The organism is Acidicapsa ligni, from assembly GCF_025685655.1.
Lineage (GTDB): Bacteria > Acidobacteriota > Terriglobia > Terriglobales > Acidobacteriaceae > Acidicapsa > Acidicapsa ligni.
The window spans coordinates 302,288-322,085 of sequence record NZ_JAGSYG010000003.1 but is presented as its reverse complement, the minus strand read 5'-3'; the positions used below and the strand labels follow the sequence as shown (position 1 = coordinate 322,085).

At 53.4% G+C, this 19,798-nt stretch carries 16 protein-coding genes; 8 read left to right on the top strand and 8 right to left on the bottom strand.

The window, feature by feature from the left end; all coding sequences use genetic code 11:
* Positions 1-230: 230 nt before the first annotated feature.
* From OHL19_RS11855 to pqqA, 6 genes are read right to left on the bottom strand one after another with little or no spacing between them, the layout of a single operon-like run.
* On the bottom strand, positions 231-1,274 hold the full coding sequence (locus OHL19_RS11855) for a dipeptidase (RefSeq protein WP_263357908.1): 1,044 nt from the start codon (positions 1,272-1,274) through the stop codon (positions 231-233).
* A 20-nt stretch (positions 1,275-1,294) separates the two neighbouring features.
* Complete coding sequence (gene pqqE / locus OHL19_RS11850) at positions 1,295-2,380, bottom strand: pyrroloquinoline quinone biosynthesis protein PqqE (protein WP_263357907.1); 1,086 nt, start codon at positions 2,378-2,380, stop codon at positions 1,295-1,297.
* 3 nt (positions 2,381-2,383) lie between these two features.
* On the bottom strand, positions 2,384-2,659 hold the full coding sequence (pqqD, locus tag OHL19_RS11845; RefSeq protein WP_263357906.1) for a pyrroloquinoline quinone biosynthesis peptide chaperone PqqD: 276 nt from the start codon (positions 2,657-2,659) through the stop codon (positions 2,384-2,386).
* 1 nt (position 2,660) lies between these two features.
* Entirely contained in the window at positions 2,661-3,437 is a 777-nt protein-coding gene (gene pqqC, locus OHL19_RS11840) for a pyrroloquinoline-quinone synthase PqqC (RefSeq protein WP_263357905.1), read from the bottom strand.
* Positions 3,422-4,354: a pyrroloquinoline quinone biosynthesis protein PqqB gene (gene pqqB / locus OHL19_RS11835; protein ID WP_263357904.1), complete on the bottom strand. Its 933-nt coding sequence runs from the start codon at positions 4,352-4,354 to the stop codon at positions 3,422-3,424. The genes pqqC and pqqB overlap by 16 nt, the downstream gene beginning before the upstream one ends.
* A 6-nt stretch (positions 4,355-4,360) precedes the next feature.
* Positions 4,361-4,447: a pyrroloquinoline quinone precursor peptide PqqA gene (gene pqqA / locus OHL19_RS23065; protein WP_396126767.1), complete on the bottom strand. Its 87-nt coding sequence runs from the start codon at positions 4,445-4,447 to the stop codon at positions 4,361-4,363.
* 587 nt (positions 4,448-5,034) lie between these two features.
* On the opposite strand from pqqA, the gene OHL19_RS11830 reads away from it, so the two are divergent.
* The 3 genes from OHL19_RS11830 to OHL19_RS11820 all read left to right on the top strand — a co-directional run bounded on the left by OHL19_RS11830 (position 5,035) and on the right by OHL19_RS11820 (position 9,685).
* Positions 5,035-5,256 carry a cupin domain-containing protein gene (locus OHL19_RS11830; RefSeq protein WP_263357903.1) on the top strand — a complete coding sequence of 74 codons (222 nt, stop codon included), beginning with the start codon at positions 5,035-5,037 and terminating at the stop codon, positions 5,254-5,256.
* A 150-nt stretch (positions 5,257-5,406) separates the two neighbouring features.
* Positions 5,407-6,156, top strand: coding sequence for an SDR family oxidoreductase (locus OHL19_RS11825; protein WP_263357902.1), 750 nt, complete (start codon positions 5,407-5,409; stop codon positions 6,154-6,156).
* A 460-nt stretch (positions 6,157-6,616) separates the two neighbouring features.
* On the top strand, positions 6,617-9,685 hold the full coding sequence (locus OHL19_RS11820) for a sensor histidine kinase (protein ID WP_263357901.1): 3,069 nt from the start codon (positions 6,617-6,619) through the stop codon (positions 9,683-9,685).
* 128 nt (positions 9,686-9,813) lie between these two features.
* On the opposite strand, the gene OHL19_RS11815 is transcribed toward OHL19_RS11820, so the two are convergent.
* Positions 9,814-10,173, bottom strand: coding sequence for a hypothetical protein (locus OHL19_RS11815; RefSeq protein WP_263357900.1), 360 nt, complete (start codon positions 10,171-10,173; stop codon positions 9,814-9,816).
* A gap of 558 nt (positions 10,174-10,731) precedes the next feature.
* Between OHL19_RS11815 and OHL19_RS11810 the strand changes: the two genes are divergently transcribed.
* Both OHL19_RS11810 and OHL19_RS11805 read left to right on the top strand, forming a co-directional pair.
* Positions 10,732-11,244, top strand: a complete 513-nt coding sequence (locus OHL19_RS11810; protein ID WP_263357899.1) for a sensor histidine kinase — start codon at positions 10,732-10,734, stop codon at positions 11,242-11,244.
* Positions 11,245-11,299: 55 nt separating this feature from the next.
* Positions 11,300-11,929: a response regulator gene (locus OHL19_RS11805; protein ID WP_263357898.1), complete on the top strand. Its 630-nt coding sequence runs from the start codon at positions 11,300-11,302 to the stop codon at positions 11,927-11,929.
* 44 nt (positions 11,930-11,973) lie between these two features.
* Here OHL19_RS11805 and OHL19_RS11800 read toward each other — a convergent pair whose 3' ends face one another.
* A complete protein-coding gene (locus OHL19_RS11800; protein WP_263357897.1) occupies positions 11,974-14,265 on the bottom strand; it encodes a sensor histidine kinase in 2,292 nt (763 codons plus the stop codon).
* A 1,176-nt stretch (positions 14,266-15,441) separates the two neighbouring features.
* Here OHL19_RS11800 and OHL19_RS11795 point away from each other — a divergent pair.
* The 3 genes from OHL19_RS11795 to OHL19_RS11785 are packed head-to-tail and all read left to right on the top strand — an operon-like array spanning position 15,442 to position 19,798.
* Positions 15,442-16,935 (top strand): TolC family protein, encoded by a 1,494-nt coding sequence (locus tag OHL19_RS11795; RefSeq protein WP_263357896.1) that lies wholly within the window; start codon positions 15,442-15,444, stop codon positions 16,933-16,935.
* Positions 16,936-16,937: 2 nt separating this feature from the next.
* Positions 16,938-18,200: an HlyD family secretion protein gene (locus OHL19_RS11790; RefSeq protein ID WP_263357895.1), complete on the top strand. Its 1,263-nt coding sequence runs from the start codon at positions 16,938-16,940 to the stop codon at positions 18,198-18,200.
* On the top strand, positions 18,197-19,798 hold the full coding sequence (locus OHL19_RS11785; RefSeq protein ID WP_263357894.1) for a DHA2 family efflux MFS transporter permease subunit: 1,602 nt from the start codon (positions 18,197-18,199) through the stop codon (positions 19,796-19,798). The genes OHL19_RS11790 and OHL19_RS11785 overlap by 4 nt, the downstream gene beginning before the upstream one ends.

Sequence of the window (19,798 nt, the reverse complement as noted above, 5' to 3'; positions counted from 1 at the left end):
CCGCTAGAATTGCGGATCGAAAAGGCCATTCAGCAAAGCGTTGCTATTTCGCGGAGATTCGCAAGTAGAGTCAATGACATAACGCTCAACGGCGCAGATTTAGAGATGGCCTGCCGTCAATTGGAGCAATATGAAGATGGTTTGCAACCTTTGAGCGCAAAGTATGCAAGGTACTGCATATCGACTGCCGGCATTCCATCCCTGTGCGGATTTAACGGCTGCGCCACCGGTTAACGCAAGGAAAGACGAAGCACTCGCATCCAGTTTTCGTAGCCAATCTTTCTCAAAGAGGAGTCATCAAAACCGTATCCCCGAAGGGCAGCGATGAGTTTTGGAAGGCCGCTTGCGTCGGCGATGGCCGCCGGAATCCTTGTACCGTCAAAGTCGGAGCCGATTGCGACACGCTCTATACCGATGCGATTGGCCAGGTAAACGAAGTGCTTTGCAAGCATGTCGAGTGGAGTATCTGCTTCGCGGAGGCCATCGGGCCGTACGTCATTGACACAGAAATTGACACCGACGATTCCGTCCGACTCTCGAATTGCATCGAGCTGCATATCTGTGAGATTTCGGGTCGATGGGCAAATTGTATGGACGCATGAGTGCGTTGCTACGAGAGGCGCTGTAGTTAGCTTCTCTACGTCCCAAAAGCCTTGTTCGTTGAGGTGGGATAGATCAATCATAATACCGCGCCGATTACATTCTCTTACCAGGTCCTTGCCAAGCGATGTTAGTCCGGGGCCTGTGTCTGGCGAGCGCGGCCACGCGAATGTCACGCCATGTCCGAAGATGTTCGGCCGACTCCATACGATGCCCAGGCTGCGCAGGCCCGCATCATATAACTCCTCAAGTTCATGTAAGTCTGGACCAATAGATTCGGCGCCTTCCATGTGAATCACGATTGCGAAAGCATGATCCAGCCGGGCTTTCTCAATCTCATCGACGCTGGTAGCAATGCGAATCTTCCCGCACGCTCGTGCTTCCAGAGCTTTGAATGCAGCGAGCTGTTTGGCAATCTCGCGCTTAGCATGGACAGGATTGATTGCTTCCGGTAATCGGACCTCGTTGCTTGTCCCGGTAACGGTACCGTTGTTCTTAGGCGGTTGCTCGGCACGAACAAACATGGCGAATAGTCCACCAAACATTCCGCCTTCCTGGGCACGTTGCAGATCGAGGTGCCCGGTTGCCGAGCGCTCAAGAAAATCAACCCCATCGTGGGAGTATTCCTTGAAACGCTGTACAGAATCGTTATGTCCGTCAAAAATTTCTATCAATCTTTTTCTCCAGAGGGGAGTTATCCCCTCCAAATGGGAAGAGGATTTTCGGCAGGTATTCGGAGGGTCTGCAATAGTGCGTGGTCGGGGCTGTAGCGGCAGACAGGGTCGATGGCTTCAGCATCGCCGGTGAGCAGGAATGCCTGACAGCGACAGCCGCCGAAGTCCTGTTCCTTGCGGGGGCAGGCGAGGCAGGTTTCCGACATCCAGGCATCGCCTCGAAAGCGCTCAAACGCAGGGGAGTGTTCCCATATCCACGAAAGATCGTGTTGGCGCACGTTATCGAAGTGCAGGCCCGGAATGATAGCGGCGGAGTGACAGGGCAGTGCTTGGCCCACGGGGTCGATAAGCATCATTTGCCGTCCCCAGCCGCCAACGCATGCTTTTGGATAACTGCCGAAGTAATCCGGGAAGACGGCTTCGAGATGGATGCGGCCTTTCAACCGCTGTCTGGCCGCCTCGATGACAGGTAGAGATCGATCGACCTGTTCCTGGGTGGGCATCAACAGAGAGCGATTTTTCAACGCCCAGCCGTAGTACTGAACGTGAGCAATTTCCAGCCGGTCAGGAGCAAGATCTTCGGCCAGCGCGATGAACTCCTCAAGCCGATCCAGATTCATGCGGTGGACTACCAGATTCACCGTAAATGCGAGTGAAAATTTCTTGATCGTGGGAACCAGGGCCAACTTAAGTGCGTGAGCGCGCGCTCCGGCGATGTGATTGGCCGCAGCCTCATCCAGATCCTGAAAGCTGAGTTGCAGGTGCTCCAGGCCGGAATCAACCAACTCGGCGAGACGGTCTTCGGTGAGGCCGACGCCCGAGGTGATCATGTTCACGTAAAGCCCTGCGTCGCGTGCGGTACGGATCAGTTCAGGCAGGTCTTTGCGGGCCAGTGGTTCGCCACCGGTGAGATGCAAATGCAAAATGCCGAGTTGAGCCGCCTGCTGAAAAACTCGCTTCCAGTCATCCGTGGAAAGCTCATCTTCCGCTCGTTGCATCTCCAGTGGATTGGAGCAGTAGAGGCAATGCAAAGGGCAGCGGTGTGTGACCTCGGCTATGAGGGAGAATGGCCTGGGATGTAAGGGTGATTGGCTGTTAGCTGACATTATTCAAACCCGCCCAGACCCGCACCGCACCACACCACGCTGCTCCATACGCTGAAGCAGGCCGAGGACATCCTGCCGCATGTCGTCGCTATCCACGTCGGAGTATTGTTTGAGCAGTTCATCCACGATAGCCGCTACACTGCGCTTCCCGTCCAGATGGAACAGGATGTCGTGCGCAGGGCCTTCCAGATTCAACGCACCCTCAGGGATAAGCAGTACAGCTTCAGTAGGGTGCAGACGGCAGCCAGGTGCGAGTCGTGGAGTGGAGTTCAGGTCCATATCAGCCTCTTTCCACCAATGGGACGAAGCATCCGGGTGGTATGTTTCCGGGTACGACGTATGCGTAGTCGATTGCGTCGAGCTGGGCCCACAATATCGCGCATTTACGCTCAAGAGCCTGGATCACTTTTTCCTGCTCGGCGCGTGTGACGGCATGGGTGGAAACATAATCCAGAGCAAAAGCGGCGTCTTCAGGCGCCTGGGTGAGCCGTCCCTCAAAATAACTCAAGCCGTGAGCGAGATAGGGATAATGCAGGCGAAGCTGGTCCATGCGAAGAGAGATGAGTTTGCGCGAGAAGAGTTCCGTCAGGGAAGAGGCGACGGCAATCAGCAGGGGACTGTCTCGAACCAACGCAAGATAGGCATCCACGGCATAGATCACGCCCGGCAACGCGCCGGTGCAGGGAATTACCTGATCGCGCGAGAGGCCGGTGGCTTCCGCGAGCTGTATCCATTTTTCAATGCCACCATAACCGCTCTGGTCTCCATCGTGATCGAGGATTCGTTTTCTCCATGCGCGCCGGAACGCCGGATCATCGCTCTTGGCGAGCAGGAGCGAATCCTTGATGGGAATGCGGCTCTGGTAGTAGTAGCGATTGAGCGCCCATGCCTGTAACTGGCCGCGGGTAAGCTCGCCTGCATGCATACGCAGATGAAAGGGATGGAGATGATGGTAGCGACTTTCTCCTACAGCCTGGAGGCGACGGTGCAATTCCTCCTTTGAAAGAAGATTGCTGTCTTCGATAGTCGCAGGAGTTCCCACTAGTTGAGTTGCCATCCGTCTTGTCCTATTTGCCAACCGGCATCGATTACGGTTTTGTACTCGGCGCTGCGGGTATCAAGCACCGGGTTTGTGTTATTGATATGGACGAAGGTTTTTCGCGGCGATGTTATCTCGGCCAACAGGGCGATGGTCCCATCCTCTCCACTCATGGGGACATGGCCGATAGATCGTGCCATCGGCGTTCCAGAATGGGTACGGTTGAGTTCGGCATCGCTCCAGAAAGTGCCGTCTACCAGGATCGCATCGCAGGAGTTATACATACTTCGCAGGGTATCTGTGACCTCGGGGACCGAAGGCGTGTAGGCGAGGCGGCGGCCATCTGCTTCCAGCAGAAGACCGAGAGCTGCCTGACCAGGCTCCTTTGCGGCCAGATCCTCAATACCGGACTCATGGATACCGGACTTGCGTGCATAGAACGGAAGAGAACCGGGAATCGGTATCGGAGTGCAGATCACTTTGCCGTCCAAAGTAAATGCTTTTCCTGGATGTATTTCTACCCAGGTCAGCTGGTTCGGGACTCGCTCCAGCATGCGAAAAAAACTGTTCGCTTCGAGCGTGCGACGTATCAACCTGGTCGCGTAAACGGTAAGCGGCTGGAACTCCCGCAGCAGAAGCAGCCCGAGCACCTGATCCAGATCTGCGCTGGTCAGGATGATGCCTTGAATTGGAGTATTGCGCTTGCCGTGCAGGGCGGAGGGCTGCAGTTCCGGGTGCGTCTCAATCTGAAATCTCAGATCCGGCGAAGCATTGATCAGAAACCACTTCTCGCCATCGGAAGAGAATGCTGCCTGGAGTTGCAAACGAGGTCGCACGATCTCCGGGGACTTTCGGCAAAGATCACATAAATTGCAGGCGCAATTCCACTGGGGGAAACCGCCGCCTGCGGCGGTCCCCAGTAGTTTGAAGTTCATAAGGATTTAGATTTCCGCGGGAGCGTAGCAGTTAATCTCACAACCGAGGCTTACTTCTTTGAAATCAGGGCGCGTCCAGACTTTCGTTTTCATGTGTATCTCCCAAAGGATGAATTTTGGATGCAGAAAGCTGAGCGGCCTTTTGCTCATCTTTGCAACGATTGTAATCGATATCCCTCAACTCGCGCCCGGACCACATTGGGAATCGGAGCGTCAAGGGACCCCGATAACCTGCTTCAGCTTGATCTTCACCACGTCGTGGAATTTGTGTTGAGAGGGTCTTTTGCCAGGTGACCGGTCGGTCACCTGGTACGTGGATTTGACCATAAGTATCCGTTGAAAGTATCGAAAGTCATCGATCATTTCTGGCGATGTAAGACTTCATCCAAAGCGTTACTCTGTGATCTGCCTCTAGCAGACCGAGCGACACATGCAGGCTTTCGTACGCGAATTGAGTCCTCAGTTTGAAGCAAATCCAATCGATCAGGACGGAGATCATGACTCAAACGAATTCAACAGATCATGCAATTGCCTCAAATGATACTTCGCAGTTCAAGATCTTTGAGGAACTCTCGAAGTTTGAAGAGAGAAGGCCCTGGTCACAAGGCCATTTTGCGAGGACTCTTTTTAAGCAACCGGACTTCAGACTTGTATTGGTGGCTATGGATAGGGGTTCCAGGTTGCACGAACATCACGCAGATGGTACGGTCTCGGTGCACGTCCTGAAAGGCGTTCTTCGCGTACGAATGAGCGGACAAGCGCGGGATATCGATGCGGGAACCATACTGGCGATTGAATCTTCCATTGCTCACGATGTGGAAGCGCTTGAGGATTCGGCTTTTTTGCTCACGATGTCCTGGCCAAATGCGGAGACCCTGGATCGGCTTCGAAAGGCCGAGTAGAAAGATCAAGGCAATCATGGCGTAGCCGGGATGCCTTTCAATTCAATTTTCTTTGAAGGAATACGTATGAATCTCTACGAGGCGAAATCAATAGTTGGCACTTAACAAGCTTCGACACGAGCGTCATTCAACGCGAGAAAGAGGAGAGATATGGAAAGGCTGAAAGGCAAGCGAGCACTCATCACGGGCGGCACAACCGGAATCGGATTGGCTACTGCGCAGGAGTTTTTGCGTGAGGGGGCGCGCGTGGCAATCACAGGCACGAATCCTGAAACTCTGGTGTCTGCAAGGAGCGCACTCGGCAAGGACGTGCTGGTAATTTCCTCTGATGCCAGCGACGTTGGAGAACAGGCTGAACTTGCGAAGACGATTCACAATGAGTTCGATCAACTTGACGTGCTATTCATAAACGCCGGGATAGTGGATATGCGGCCCCTGGAGCAATGGGACGAGGCGGGATTTGATCGCTCCATCAGCGTGAACTTCAAGGGACCATTCTTTCTTATCCAGGCGCTATTGCCCTGGTTCGCCGATCCGGCTTCGATTGTGCTCAATACCTCAGTAAATGCACATATCGGAATGCCCAACACCAGCATTTACGGAGCAACGAAGGCTGCTCTTCTTTCGCTGGCACGGACACTCTCCGGAGAGCTGATCTCGCGCGGGATTCGATTGAATGCGGTCAGTCCCGGCCCTGTGACCACTCCTTTGTACGGCAAATTAGGACTGACGGAAGACCAGTTGAAATCGGTGGCTGCTTCGATCCAGAGCCAGGTACCAGCAGGTCGATTCGGTAATGCCGCTGAAATCGCGAAAGCCATCGTGTTCTTTGCATCGGATGAAGCAGCATACGCGGTGGGGAGCGAATTACTGATTGATGGAGGAATGGGAAATATCTAAAAACGGCTCGAAGCGGCTTATCGGAGCTTCGTATGCTCTATCGTCAGGTTTAACTCGAATTCATCGCCGATATAAGGTTTACTTATCTATATTCCATATTCTTTATCGTCTGTTCCCGGCCCAATAACGCCTGGGAAGCCTGCCTTTCTTCATTATTGATCCGGCTTTCCAAGCCGGTACAACCCGTAAATCTGGGTGTGTGGGGTAGTCGACGCCTGTCGAGTCCACGAAACTTGAAGATAATTGTGCCACGGGAAGAATCATGGTGTTTTATTAATCCAGGCCAATAGTTCCCAGGCTAATAGTTCCGATAGTTTCAAGATGATGTAGGTGGTCTCGGGGGTCGGGCTCGGGCACTCACATGGCGGGAGCCGTAAGTTTGAGATTCTGCTTATCCAGCATCTTCGAAGCAATTGGCCAGAGAGCTCTGGCAGTGGGTTTGCCGTGCCTATGGATACTTGTGAGCCTTGGGTGCGCTTCTCCTTTGTCAGCTCTCGATCCTGGCCAAGCAATTACGCAGTATGCACACCGGTTCTGGGGAGAAAAGGATGGATATCACGGACTCACTTATGCATTTGCGCAAACACGCGACGGGTTTCTATGGTTGGCAACCGATGCTGGTCTCTACCGATTCGATGGCATTCACTTCGAACATTATGAGCCCCCGGCAGGTCGCAAACTTCCCCACGGCCTTGTAACCAGCTTGCTCGCGCTCCCTGACGGCGGGTTGTGGATTGGCTACCCGACGGGCGCAAGTATTTTGCGGAATGGTCGGATCACGACCTACGGCGAAGCCGAAGGCCTGCCGGGAGGATCGAAACGAAAGATTGTCAGGGACCGCGATGGGACAATTTGGATAACCACGAACGCCGGGTTGCTCCGCTTCGACGGGCACCGATGGGCGGTGATGGGAAAGTCATGGAATTGCCCGCCGGGTAAGGCAAGAGCAGCCTTAGTTGACAGCCGCGGAACCCTTTGGGTCGCTATCGGCAATTCGATCCTGTATCTCAGGCAAGGGGCGCACCGATTCGAGGATACAGGTGAATTTGCCCTTGAAGCGCTATCGATTGCCGAGGCGCCGGACGGAGGGATTTGGATGGCGGACACGCAAATGGCTGTCCGTCCCGTTGGGATGCCAGGAAGCCCAAGACTAGCGACCGCACGGTGTGCAGCGGAAGCCGCTGCCAGGGGCGTACGTGTTCAGGGTCCTTACTGCAACAGCGCCAACCAACTGGAGATTCAGGTTGGTTCTGTGGCAATTTTATTTGACCGAAATGGATCTCTTTGGATTCCGACTCTTGGAGACGGACTACGCCGCTCCCGATCTCCTCTGAGCCTGCATAGCAAACCGATTGCGGAGTTCGGCGACGAGTTGGAGCAATTCACATCGAAGGAGGGTCTAAGTGCAGATTACACTTCCTCAATTTTCGAAGATAGGGAAGGGAATATCTGGGTGGGAACTCGAGATGGATTAGACGAATTCAGCAGTACCACACTCGTGCCAGTGGTTTTTCCGACAAAAGCCGCGGCGATCTCCATCGCTCCCGGTAAAGACGGCTATGTCTGGGCCACTAGCAACTTTGACCAGGCGGCAGAAATCTACGGCGACTCGATGAAAGTCCCGAGCTGGGGACTGCCGGGGGCCGCAACCTATCGGGATTCATTGAACAGAGTTTGGTTTCGCGGTAACACTTTTTTGAAGCGCTTACAGGATGGAAAGTTTGAGAAGGTGATTAAGTTTCCGGCATCTTCAGCAGATTTGACTGCAGGTCGCAAGGTACAAATTGCCGGTGACGACTCCGGCACACTATGGGCAATTGTTGGGGATTTAGGTTTTTTTTCACTTGATGGTGACAAATGGAAGAGTTTGAAGACACCACCAGAGATAGCCAAGCTGATGCCAAGCACCGCGTATACCGATCCCATGGGCCTTATTTGGGTCGGATACGAGGATGGCACAATCGCAACGCTGGAGAATGGAAAACTTACGGCATATCCTGCCAAGGAAACTGGTCTTAGAGTTATAACTTCCTTCTCCAGACATGGATCCCAAATATGGGTCGGGGGTACTAAAGGCGGAATCGCTCTCTTTGATGGCGGTCGGTTTCGGACCATCCGGCCCTGGGACGAGGAGGCGTTTTCGGGCGTCACTGGAGTTGTGGATGCAGGGGGCGACGGTCTTTGGCTCAACGATATTCATGGGGTCATACGTATTCCCGCGGGCGAGGTCCGCAACGTTGTACAGGATTCCTCGTATCGGGTGCATTACGACACGTTCGACTCCTCCGATGGCCTTCCGGGAAAGAGCCCGGATCAGGCACCCTTTCCTACCGCAATCCGAGGGACCGATGGACGACTCTGGTTTGTTGCCAGGCAAGGCGTTGCATGGGTGGACCCTGCGAAGATTCCGAAGAATCTTATTCAGCCGCCTGTCTCGATCACTAAGGTCTTGGCGGATAGTTCATCACTAGCAAATCTGAACAACCTGCGTCTGCCCGCACAGACAGCGACGATTCAGATCAGCTACACGGGCTTGAGTCTCGCTGTGCCGGAGCGCGTACGTTTCAAATATAAGTTGAATAAAGTAGACAAGGATTGGCAGGAGCCGGGCACAAGGCGCGAGGCCTATTATGATCACTTATCGCCAGGTCACTACCATTTTCAAGTGATCGCCTGCAATAACGACGGCTTATGGAACGAACAAGGAGACACGCTCGATTTCATCCTGCTGCCAGCCTGGTATCAAACGCTCTGGTTCTACGTACTCGAAGGTCTTATCGGGATTGGGATACTCTGGGCGATCTATTGGCTACGGTTACGGCAGATTGCACACGCTATCTCTGCTCGCTTCGATGAGCGGTTAGCGGAGCGTACTCGTATCGCAGGGGATCTTCATGATACTCTGCTGCAAAACTTTCAAGCTGTCCTGCTCAACTTTCATACCGTAGGTTATCTTTTACCTGACCGTCCGGCTGAAGCTGAAGATACACTCAAGTCTGCGCTCGGGGATGCCCATGACGCAATTACGGAAGCTCGAAACGCAGTCCAGGGCCTTCGAATATCCTCTGAGCCTGCGATTGATCTCGACCGGGCACTCTTACGCGTTCCGCAGGAATTGTGCCTACAGCATGTCGCCGACTTTCGAGTTACGGTAGATGGAATACCGCGACGACTTAGTCCTGCTATGCGCGACGAAATCTACTTGATCGCGCGGGAAGCCATAGCTAATTCATTCCGCCATACGGAAGCCTCTCTTATCGAAGTCGCAATCGTATATTCACCGCACGAGCTTTGTGTGCGCATGCGCGACAACGGTGGAGGCATAGATCCTCAGTATCTTCAATCTGGTCGTGAAGGCCACTGGGGGATCTTGGGGATGCGCGAACGTGCCAAGCGAATTGGTGCGCGGCTTACTTTTCATAACGATGTGGGCAGCGGGTTGGAGATAGAGCTACTCATTCCTGGCAGACTGGTGTTTGATGGCCGCGGGAGTCGTGCTAAGGAGTCTTTGATCAGGAATAACCAGTAAGATATCCCACGGCCGGAGCGACTTAATGGCTGGTGCGGGCTTTTGCTATAGAGAACATTTTCGATGAGGTGGGCTGCTGTTATACCCGTGACCTCTTTAGCGGCTGCTCATCGAGTCTCTGCTGTGTACTATTCCTCGTCGTTTCCAGGCAAGATAACCCGGCGATGACCGAACAGAATCGCATCGAGCGAATATGCTCCTGGGCCAATTATCGCCAGGGATGCAGTGACCAGGATTAAGGCGCCCAGGCGTACAGCCGCCATACCAGTGAGATTGACGAGGCCAGTTACTTCGACAATGCAGCAGGCAGCATACAGATATGGAGTGAGGGCTCCGCACAGTATGAGGAGGGCGAGAAAGCTCAAGGCTAAAGTGCCCCATGCAGAAGCCAACAAGCGTTCGAGCGGCAGAACATCCACCAGGAACAATGCGCCCACGCCGATCCGAAGAACCGCCAGAGAAAAGCCAACAGACCCGGTCGGGAACATTGAAAACGCTCTAAACATAGGAAAGAAGTTAGTCGATTTTCGGGAAAGCAACAAACGTCCAAATAGCGGCTATCATTCAATACTTTCGAGGGATGTATTGCAAGCCTAAGAGCAGCAGAATGAAGTCGTGCAGGGAAATGAGGCATGGTAGGAGTCTTAGCGAGTTCCGTGCCTTTTGTCTTCTAAGTAGACCGATTGACGCCCTATCGGACAATGTTGCAAATGCAGTTTGGACTTATCATGAGCGAGTCGGCCACACTGGCAACTTTACTCTCGAATCAACGAGTCAATAAGTTGGTCGATCCAGCTTTTCCTCAAGATTATTGGAGGAGCTACTGGTTTGGAGTGTTCTTTTTTATCCTGGGGCTGTTGGCAATATTTTACCTTGTCTTTGCCGCAATTCGCCTGGATCAAGCGAGGATACGGCGTCGATTACTTAAGGCGAGCGGGGCGAGGGAAGAAAGAGCTTTCGAAACGAGTGACATGCTTGTGCAGGGACTTCAGGCTATTGCCTGGTCAATTGAGAGTGCGACCTCACGTGTCGAAGGAATCGAACCGATGCGAGAGATTCTTGCTGACTCGTTGAAGCAGTCTGATGCTCTCATCGAAGAAGCTCAACGGAATATGATTGCTCTCGGCCTCCCTGGGCTTGATGACAATCTTCCCGGCGCGGTTGCAGTAGCAGGAAGGACGTTGAAAGATGGTGGGAAATCGAAATATAGTGTGATCGTCCACGGAGACATGCGCCACTTGCGGCCGATGGTTCGGGATGACGTTTACGGAATAGCTCGGGAGGCGCTTAGTAATGCCTTTCGCCACGCAGGAGCAAATGAGATTGAAGCTGAATTCTTCTATGAGCGCAATGAGATGCGGGTCTATGTTCGCGACGATGGCTGTGGGATTTCCTCAACTGCGCTATGGGGTCCGAACTGCCAGCGGCATAGAGGAATCCTGGAAATGCGGCGAAAGGCAAGGAGATCCGGAGCCGCGCTAGAAATTCGAAGCGGGCGGAATGCGGGTGCTGAAATAGAAATCAGGCTTCCATCCGCATTGGCTTATGAGGTTGATTAATCTGGGGCGAAATGCGTAGACTCAACGCGATTCGCCTGGCGGAAGGAGCGATGCAATGAACTCTTCAAATGTGATTCGGGTACTTACGGTCGACGACCATCCTTTGCTAAGAGGTGGAATAACGAATGCCGTCAACGCTCAATATGGAATGAGCGTTGTTGCAGAGGCTGCCGATGGAGAGCAGGCTATCGTCATGCATCGAAAGCATCGACCCGACATCACGCTGATGGATCTCCGGCTGCCAAAGACGAATGGAATTGATGCGATTTCGGCGATTCGAAGTGAGTGTTCAAACGCTCGTATTATTATCCTCACGACTTATGCGGGAGATGTGCAGGCGTTGCGTGCTATGAAGGCTGGCGCCCAAGGCTATCTACTGAAGAGTATGTTGGGGACGGAGCTGATCGATACCATCCGGCTTGTACATGCAGGGCATCGTCGAATTCCGCCTGAGATTGCTTCAGAGATGGCGCTTCATGCATCGGACGATGCTCTTTCAGAACGTGAGGTCGATGTTCTGCGAAGTGTGGCTGCCGGCAATTCGAACAAGACTGTGGCTGACGAGCTTTTCCTGTCAGAACACACAGTGAAGGGACATGTTAGGAACATATTATCCAAGCTCGGAGCCAATGACCGCACGGGTGCAGTGATGATTGCACTGAAACGCGGCATTCTCGAATTGTGATGAAATCAGGCTATTGATTGTGTTGTTCGTCTGCTGTAGACGCGTCAATCCTGTGGTGACGATTCGCGCAGCTTCTTCAAGAAGATCTGTAGCTTTGTCCACTGGTTCAGTGTCGCTTCGCGAAAGACAATTCGTCCTGGAACAGAAACGGTAATTTCAGTGCCGGTTTGAGATGAGCTCGCAATCGTGAGTTTTCCTTTTATATGTGCGACTCGTTCGCGCATTCCCTGCAACCCAAAGTGTCCATCTTTTCCTTTCTCCGCGACCATAGGATCAATGCCGATGCCATCATCGATGATGCTTATCGTTAGATCATGCGTGTACATGAGGCGCACTCTCAGGTGGCTTGCCTTTGAGTGTGCGTAAGCATTGCTGATCGCCTCATAAGCGATGCGGTAAATCTCGTCGCGCACGGCCGGATGTGTTTCTCGCATGTCGCCAGTTACAGCGAAGGTGGACTTTGTGATTCTTTGCATCTTGCATTCTTCTATAGCGCGGCGAAGAGCTTCCGGCAAATCACATTCGTCTGCGGATGCGGCGCGCAATGAATTGAGTGCGGCGCGGCCTTCCTCTGTTGCCTGCCCTAGCCAGCCTGATAACTGTTCCAGATCAAGAGCCCGGTTCATGGCAAGGGTGGTAGAGGGCTTCCGTGCTTCATCAACAGCCAACTTGCTGGCCTGGACTGTCTGCATGAAAGTGTCATGAAGCTCGCGCGCTACGCGGGTACGTTCCATAAGCTGGGTCGCGTACTGGACACGCACTTGTTTTGCGTTTTGCTCTATCCGAATGCGGAAAGCGGAGTAGATGCAAAGGAGTGCGACAAGAGCGACGAGCGGCAGGAACCACCAGGTTTGATAAAAGGCTGGAAGTATGCGCATCGTCAGCGAGGTTGGGCTTTCTGACCAAATGCCATTATTGTCCGTGGCTTCCACCTGGAACGTATAGGCTCCCGGATGGAGATTGAGATACGAAACAAACGTCAACTCATCGGCGTTCTGCCAGTCAGCTCCATTTCCCTGTAGTTTGTACCGATAATGAACTGACTCGGGTTCAGAGAGATTCACGGCATCGTATTCGATCCTCACATTGGATGTCCCTGCCGCTAAAAGCAATGGGCTGCCAACCGTTTGTCGTTTGCCGTCTGCCGTGATGGATCGTATGTTGACCAGCGGTTTGAATGTCGGCTTGACGGCATGGGATGGATCCAACCAGAAGACACCTTTCGTGGTCGAGAACCAGAGGCGCCCGTCGCTGCTTTGGATAGCTGAAGGCAACGGCGCGATCTGGGGCGCATATCCGAACAGCCCATCTTCCCGGCTGAACCGTTGTCCCGTAAGCCGGTGCGTATTATCCGCGATCGATAACTGCAATTCCTTTGCCTGAATATGCACGATTCCAGAGAGCCCATTCAACCACAGATCGCCATTCGGCATTCGGATGATTCCGGATATCCCGCGTAAATTCTCGGGGTTCACCGCATTCAGTCTGTGGAAGCGGCCATGATCGAAATGTACAAGCCCTAACTCACCGCCAACCCAGACATCGCCCTTGCTCACCTGGATAGCAGTGATGATTCCAATATCGAGTCCATCCGAGGGGCCGAAATTATCAGTTTTGCCGTCGCGGAAACGGGCGAGCCTGCTTTTAGTGAACCCGAACCAGATGTAGCCGTCGTCGTCTGTGTATTCAATGACCGGAACGCGCGAAGGAAGTCCTGAACTCTCGTCGATTCGAGTCCATGAGTCGTTGGATAGGCGATACAGGCCGCCTTGGTTAAACGTTACCCAGAGATTTCCCTGACGATCTGCCGTCATCTCTTCAACGTACGTGTTGATTGGTCTCAGCCTTGACGGTCTAAACGTCTGAACGAGTTTTCCGTCTCGCAAGTGCCAAAGGCTGGAGTTTCCAAACCAGGTGCTACCGTCAGGAGCTTTGTAAATACATTGAATTGCGTCGCCGAAGCCTCGGACCAGTTCCAGGCCGCTTCTCTTGGTTTGATAAATCGGCGCTAAGCCCTGCGGTGTGGATACTGCAACATAGATAGCCCCTTTAACAGAAGGAGCAATGGCTGGAAAGATCGCCTGGGATTTCAGCCGAAGCTGCCTCAGGGGAGTGTAGGAAAATCGGTGTAAACCGTCTGTATCCGCCATCCATATATGGCCTTCGTGATCGACCAATATGGAACGTGGCATGACTCGTCCGAAAGTCTGGATAGGCCTGAACTGTCTTACGTCTGGCTCTGCATTACTGCCCTCGTCGATTGAGAGGCGCATAGTTTTGTTCATGTTAAAGACCCACATGGTTCCGGTCTTGTCGATGAAACTCACTGTGGACATCGCTTGCAATCCCCTGTTGAATAAAGGGGAAGCTTTGGGTTGATCGGGCACAAGAGAGTTCGGAGCAACTGCATGAGTCCAAACTGTCCCATCTGGTCTTAGCGGAAGCTTTATGCTCGGATTCACATTGGGTCCCGGCAATATTTTGAAGCGAGTTGAATCAGGTTCAAGGTAAAAAAGGTTGAAACGGCTACAGGCCCAGAGTCTTCCTTCTTTATCAAAGGCTAAAGAAGACACAGTCCCTGGTGGAGGCTCCCATTTAGATCCGAGCAGTTGCCACGCTCCATCCACAAATCTCGCGACACCGCTCGTGGTAGCAGCCCAGAGATTGCCTTTCGGGTTCTCGGCGAACCCTATAACCATTCCCACGCGAACGGCACTCTCGTTGACGAAGTTTTGTATCTGTCCGTTCTGGACAAAACTTAACCCGCCAAACGTGTACGAGATCCAGAGCCCCCCTGATCGTGGAGCAAAAATCGTTAGAATTCCGGTAGATGGCAGTTCCTGGCCAGTAGCGGTTTTGAACCGCTGAAAGCGAATTCCATCAAAGTTATAGAGGCCTTGCTCCGTTGCGAGCCACAGCAGTCCATCGCTCGTTTGGGCGAGACCAGAGTTGCTTTGGGGCGCACCCTGAGCGGCGCCCCAAAAGGAATGAGAAAATTGATCCGGATTTAGACCCTCATCCGCACTTTGCGTCGGCTGAGCAGGCGGAGTAGTGGCGCTTACATGAGATCCAAAGCACATGCTGCATCCGAGGGCGAAGAAGAGCATAACGCGGGCCGAGGCTCGAATTCTGCTAATAACGCATGTCTCCTTACTTGCCATTCCGTTCGCCTTGCTTGAATGAGAACAATAACTAAATGAGTGAATCCTATCAAAGGCTCTCGCTATTCCATCCGAAAGAATTGCCCCGGCTGTTCATTTGCATCAGGCTTACGCGGCTCGCGTAGTGGGATTGTCGTAAGTCCGCAGCATTCTCGTCTTTCTGAGCAGATCTCAGATGTACCTTCGCCTGGTGTGTGTTGTTGGTGATAGCAGGCGAGATGCGCGGGCTCGGTGAAGGGTCGAGAGTTGACGGTCAGTACAGCTCGAAAGAGTGGGTATGGTTCCATCCGATCAGCGCTTTTGCTGATGCCGGTTTGCCCATACTGTCGTTGCAGAGGCTAAGGAAACGACATGCGGCGCAGACTCTGGAATAAGCTCATCCTGCTTAGCCCTGCTCTTCTCGGCGGAGCAGCGGCGCTTGCCCAGTACAACGCGCCTGCCACGCCGGCGCCATACAATCCGATTGCTGTGGCCGAAGTAACCGGGGCACCGCGCTCAGCCGTTCAAGCCGGGCAGAATAGTTATCAAAGCCTTTCGCAGAATCCATATCTCGGAGGAGTTGCTGCGGGAAAACTCAGCACAACGCCAGTGCCGCTTTCTCTGGAAGGTGCCGTTGCTCTTGGGCTTAAGCAAAATCTTGGAGGAGTGCTGGCCACCGATGTTGTCAGCGACGTACGAGGACAGCGATGGCAGGCTCTGAGTGAGTTGCTTCCCAATGTAGTTACCGATACGGGGTTTGGAGTGCACCAGGTAAATGTGAAGGCAGCCTTTGGCCTGACCATTCCTGGACAGCCTCAGATCATTGGCCCATTTGGCTATTTCGACGCGCGGGCTTATCTCACGCAATCCGTTTTTGATTGGTCATCGATTGAGCGGGCGCGATCTTCACAGGCACAGTTGAAGTCGGCAGAGTTCAGTGCCAAAGATGCTCGCGAGCTTGTGGTGCTGGTGATTGTCTCCAACTATTTATTGGTCATAGCGGACCAATCGGAGGTTGATTCAGTGACATCGCAACGAGATACAGCCAAGGCTCTTTTCCAACAGACATCCGACCAGAAGACTGCGGGCCTTGCCGCGGCCGTCGACGTTCTACGCTCGCACGTTCAACTGCAATCGCGCGAGCAGAAACTGATTGTCGCTAAAAATAATCTGGCAAAAGAAAAGCTGGTGTTGGCCAGAGCTATCGGGCTTCCTCTGGGGCAACAGTTCGAGATAACCACTCACGTTCCGTATCAAGAATTGACGCCCACGGGTCTCGATGAGGAGATTCAAAATGCCTACAGGGTTCGTCCCGATTTTCAGAGTCAGGCCAATCGGGTCCGGTCCGCTGAGCTTGCTAGAAAGGCCGCTTCTGCCGAGCGGTATCCATCGATCGGAGCAGAGACTGACTACGGTCTCTCTGGAGTCAACCCGGGATCTTCGCACGGTACTGTGGATGCGGCCGCGACGCTTCGCATTCCTATCTTTCAGGGTGGGAGAGTTCACGGAGATGTCCTCCGGGCCGAGGCCTCGCTAACAGGGGAAAGGCAGCGGCTGGAAGATTTGCGAGCCAGGATTGATCAGGAGGTTCGCGATGCTTATCTCGATCTGGAGGCGGCTGCACAGGAAGTTTCTGTAGAGAAAAGCGCGGTAACGCTGGCCACTCAAAACCTTGAACAATCTCGCGATCGATTCCTTTCGGGAGTTACGGACAACATTGAAATCGTTCAGGCGCAGGATGCGCTGGCAACTGCGAATGATGCCTACATTGCCAGCCTGTATAGCCACAACCTCGCCAAGATATCTCTGGCAAGAGCGACAGGCGTAGCGGAATCACATTTTGCTGCATATGTGGAGGGAAAATGAGTATGGCTGAGCAAAATCCGGCAACGGATCCACCACAGGCAATTCCGCCAAACGCACAAGTGAATACGAGTGACGCATCTGATTCATCCACTTCAACTTTTCCGAGGAAACGGTCCTACAAGCGTTGGATATTTCTTGCCACGTTCGTTATTGTGGCCGTCGCTTGCGTATTTCTCTGGCACTATTTTTCAGGTTTCGAATCTACTGACGACGCGCAGGTGGACGTCCACCTTTACCCTGTCAGCGCTCGCATTTCCGGATATATCCAGAAGGTCAACGTTGAGGATAACCAATGGGTCGATGCCGGTTTTACACTCGTCGAAATCGACACAAAAGATTATGAAGTGGCATTGGCAAGAGCCCAGGCAACGCTCGACACTTCAGAGGCTTCCGCGAAAAGCTCCAATATCGATGTGCCCATATCATCGGCTGATACTTCAAGCCAATTGAAAGCCACGGCCTCGGATATCAAAAATGCAGAGGCGTCTATCCAGGCAGCAGAGAAGCGAGTCGTCGCCGCGCATGCCCTCATTCTTGAAGCGCAGGCGGAAAACGTAAAGGCTCAGGATGACGTCACACGCTATCGCTTGTTGCTGGCAAAAGAGGAAGTGCCGAAGCAAATCTACGATCATGCCTATGCGACGGCAGCGACAGATGTGGCCGCCATAGCGGCGGCAGAGGCAGACGAGGCCGCAGCTCAACAAGCGGTTCTCGAAGCGCACAGCCGTCTCACTGAGGCTGAGGCACACTACGAAGATGCCCAGGCTGGACCTCAGCGCGTTGCCTCAACGCGCGATAAAGCGCTCTCGGCAGTGGGGGACGTAGGCCAGAAAAGAGCTGCGGTCGAACAGGCGCAGTTGAACCTGGGATACACCAGGATATTTGCGCCTGTCGCCGGAGAAGTCACGAAGAAGGTGGTCGTTGGGTTGAATGTTGATCCCGGTGAGCAGCTACTCACGGTGGTTCCGCTGGATCAGGTGTGGATCACTGCGAATTTCAAAGAGACCCAACTCAAGCACATACGCGTCGGCCAGAAGGCAGAGCTTGATCTTGACTCGAACGGCCGCACATACCACGGCCATGTGGACAGCATCGAGGGAGCAACGGGGCCAACCTTCAGTCTACTGCCACCAGAAAATGCAACTGGAAACTATGTGAAGATCGTTCAGCGCGTTCCCGTAAAGATTGTTATCGATCCAGGCGAAAATCGCGACCACCAGCTTCGACCGGGTATGAATGTCGAAGCGAAAGTGTACTTGCGATGAGTGCCACATCGCTGGCTCTTCCGTCAGGACAGGCCATATGGCGGCCTAAGATCAATCCCTGGGCGATTGCCGCGACTGTTTCGATGGCGGCGTTCATCGAGGTGCTGGATACAAGCGTTGCCAACGTTGCGTTGCCTTACATCGCGGGAGACCTGGGAGCCAGCTACGATGACAGCACCTGGGTGCTCACCTCGTATCTCGCTGCGAACGCGATCATCCTGCCTATCAGCGGCTGGCTTGCGGAGATGATCGGCCGCAAACGCTATTTCATGATTTCGCTGGCTATCTTCACCGTGAGTTCACTGCTTTGCGGCTTAGCGCCCAGCCTGCCGGTATTGCTGCTGTTTCGAGCTGTGCAAGGCATCGGCGGCGGTGGGCTGCAACCCATGGCACAAGCCATTCTCAATGATTCATTTCCTCCAGAGCAGCGCGGGTCCGCATTTGCTGTCTATGGCATTACTGCGGTTCTCGCTCCTACAGTCGGACCGATGCTGGGAGGCTGGATTACGGATAACTATTCCTGGCGCTGGATATTTTTCATCACCCTCCCGGTGGTCCTTCTCGCTCTCTATTTGACTCACACACTGGTCGAAGATCCGCCATTTCTTCATCGCTTGAAGAGTGGGGGCATCCGGGTAGACTACATCGGAATATCTTTCCTGGCGCTTGGTGTGGGTTCGCTGCAGATAGTTCTGGACAAAGGTCAGGAAGACGATTGGTTCGGCTCGCCGTTCATCACGACGTTGGCGATAACTGCGACGGTTTGCCTCATCTCCCTGGTCATCTGGGAATGGTTCCGCAAGGAGCCGATTATCGATGTCCGCATGTTCAAGAGCTTCAACTTCGCGGCAGCTAACTTAATGATGTTCATGATGGGCTTCATGCTGTTCAGCACTCTGGTCCTGATTCCAGAGTTTCTGCAATCGCTCATGGGTTACACAGCCGAACTTGCGGGCCTCGTCTTGTCCGGCGGTGGAGTTATCCTGCTCGTGATGATGCCCGTTGTCGGGCGGCTCACATCCAAGATTCAAGCCAGATGGTTGATCGCGACGGGATGGCTGTGTCTTGCTATTGGACTGTTCTATTGCGCGAACCAGATTGATTTGTTCATCAGCTTCAAGTTCGCGATGTGGCTGCGCGTTGCACAAGTTATAGGGATTGGGTTCCTATTCGTTCCTATCACCGCAGCGGGTTATATCGGAGTTCCACCTGAGAAGGGTAATAGCGTCTCGGGCATCATCAATTTCATGCGCAATATCGGGGGCAGTATCGGGACCTCCGTTGTGACCACGATGATCGTGCGACGGGCTCAATATCACCAGCAAATCCTAGTCGGACACATTACTCCAGATTCCCCTGCTTATCGTTCGTCACTCCATGCACTGGGCTCAAAAATCGCGCACTCCGGGCTTCGTGCCGGGGATGCGCGCGACCAGGCAATCGCCAGATTGTACGAATCGGTGCATCGACAGGGCGGCGCACTGTCCTACATGGACATCTTTTGGGTGTTGGGTGTGCTCTGCTCCATCATGTTTATTCTTGCGTTTTTCTTGAAGAAGAATGATCCAGGAGCAGGCGGAGATATAGCAGTCGGCTGA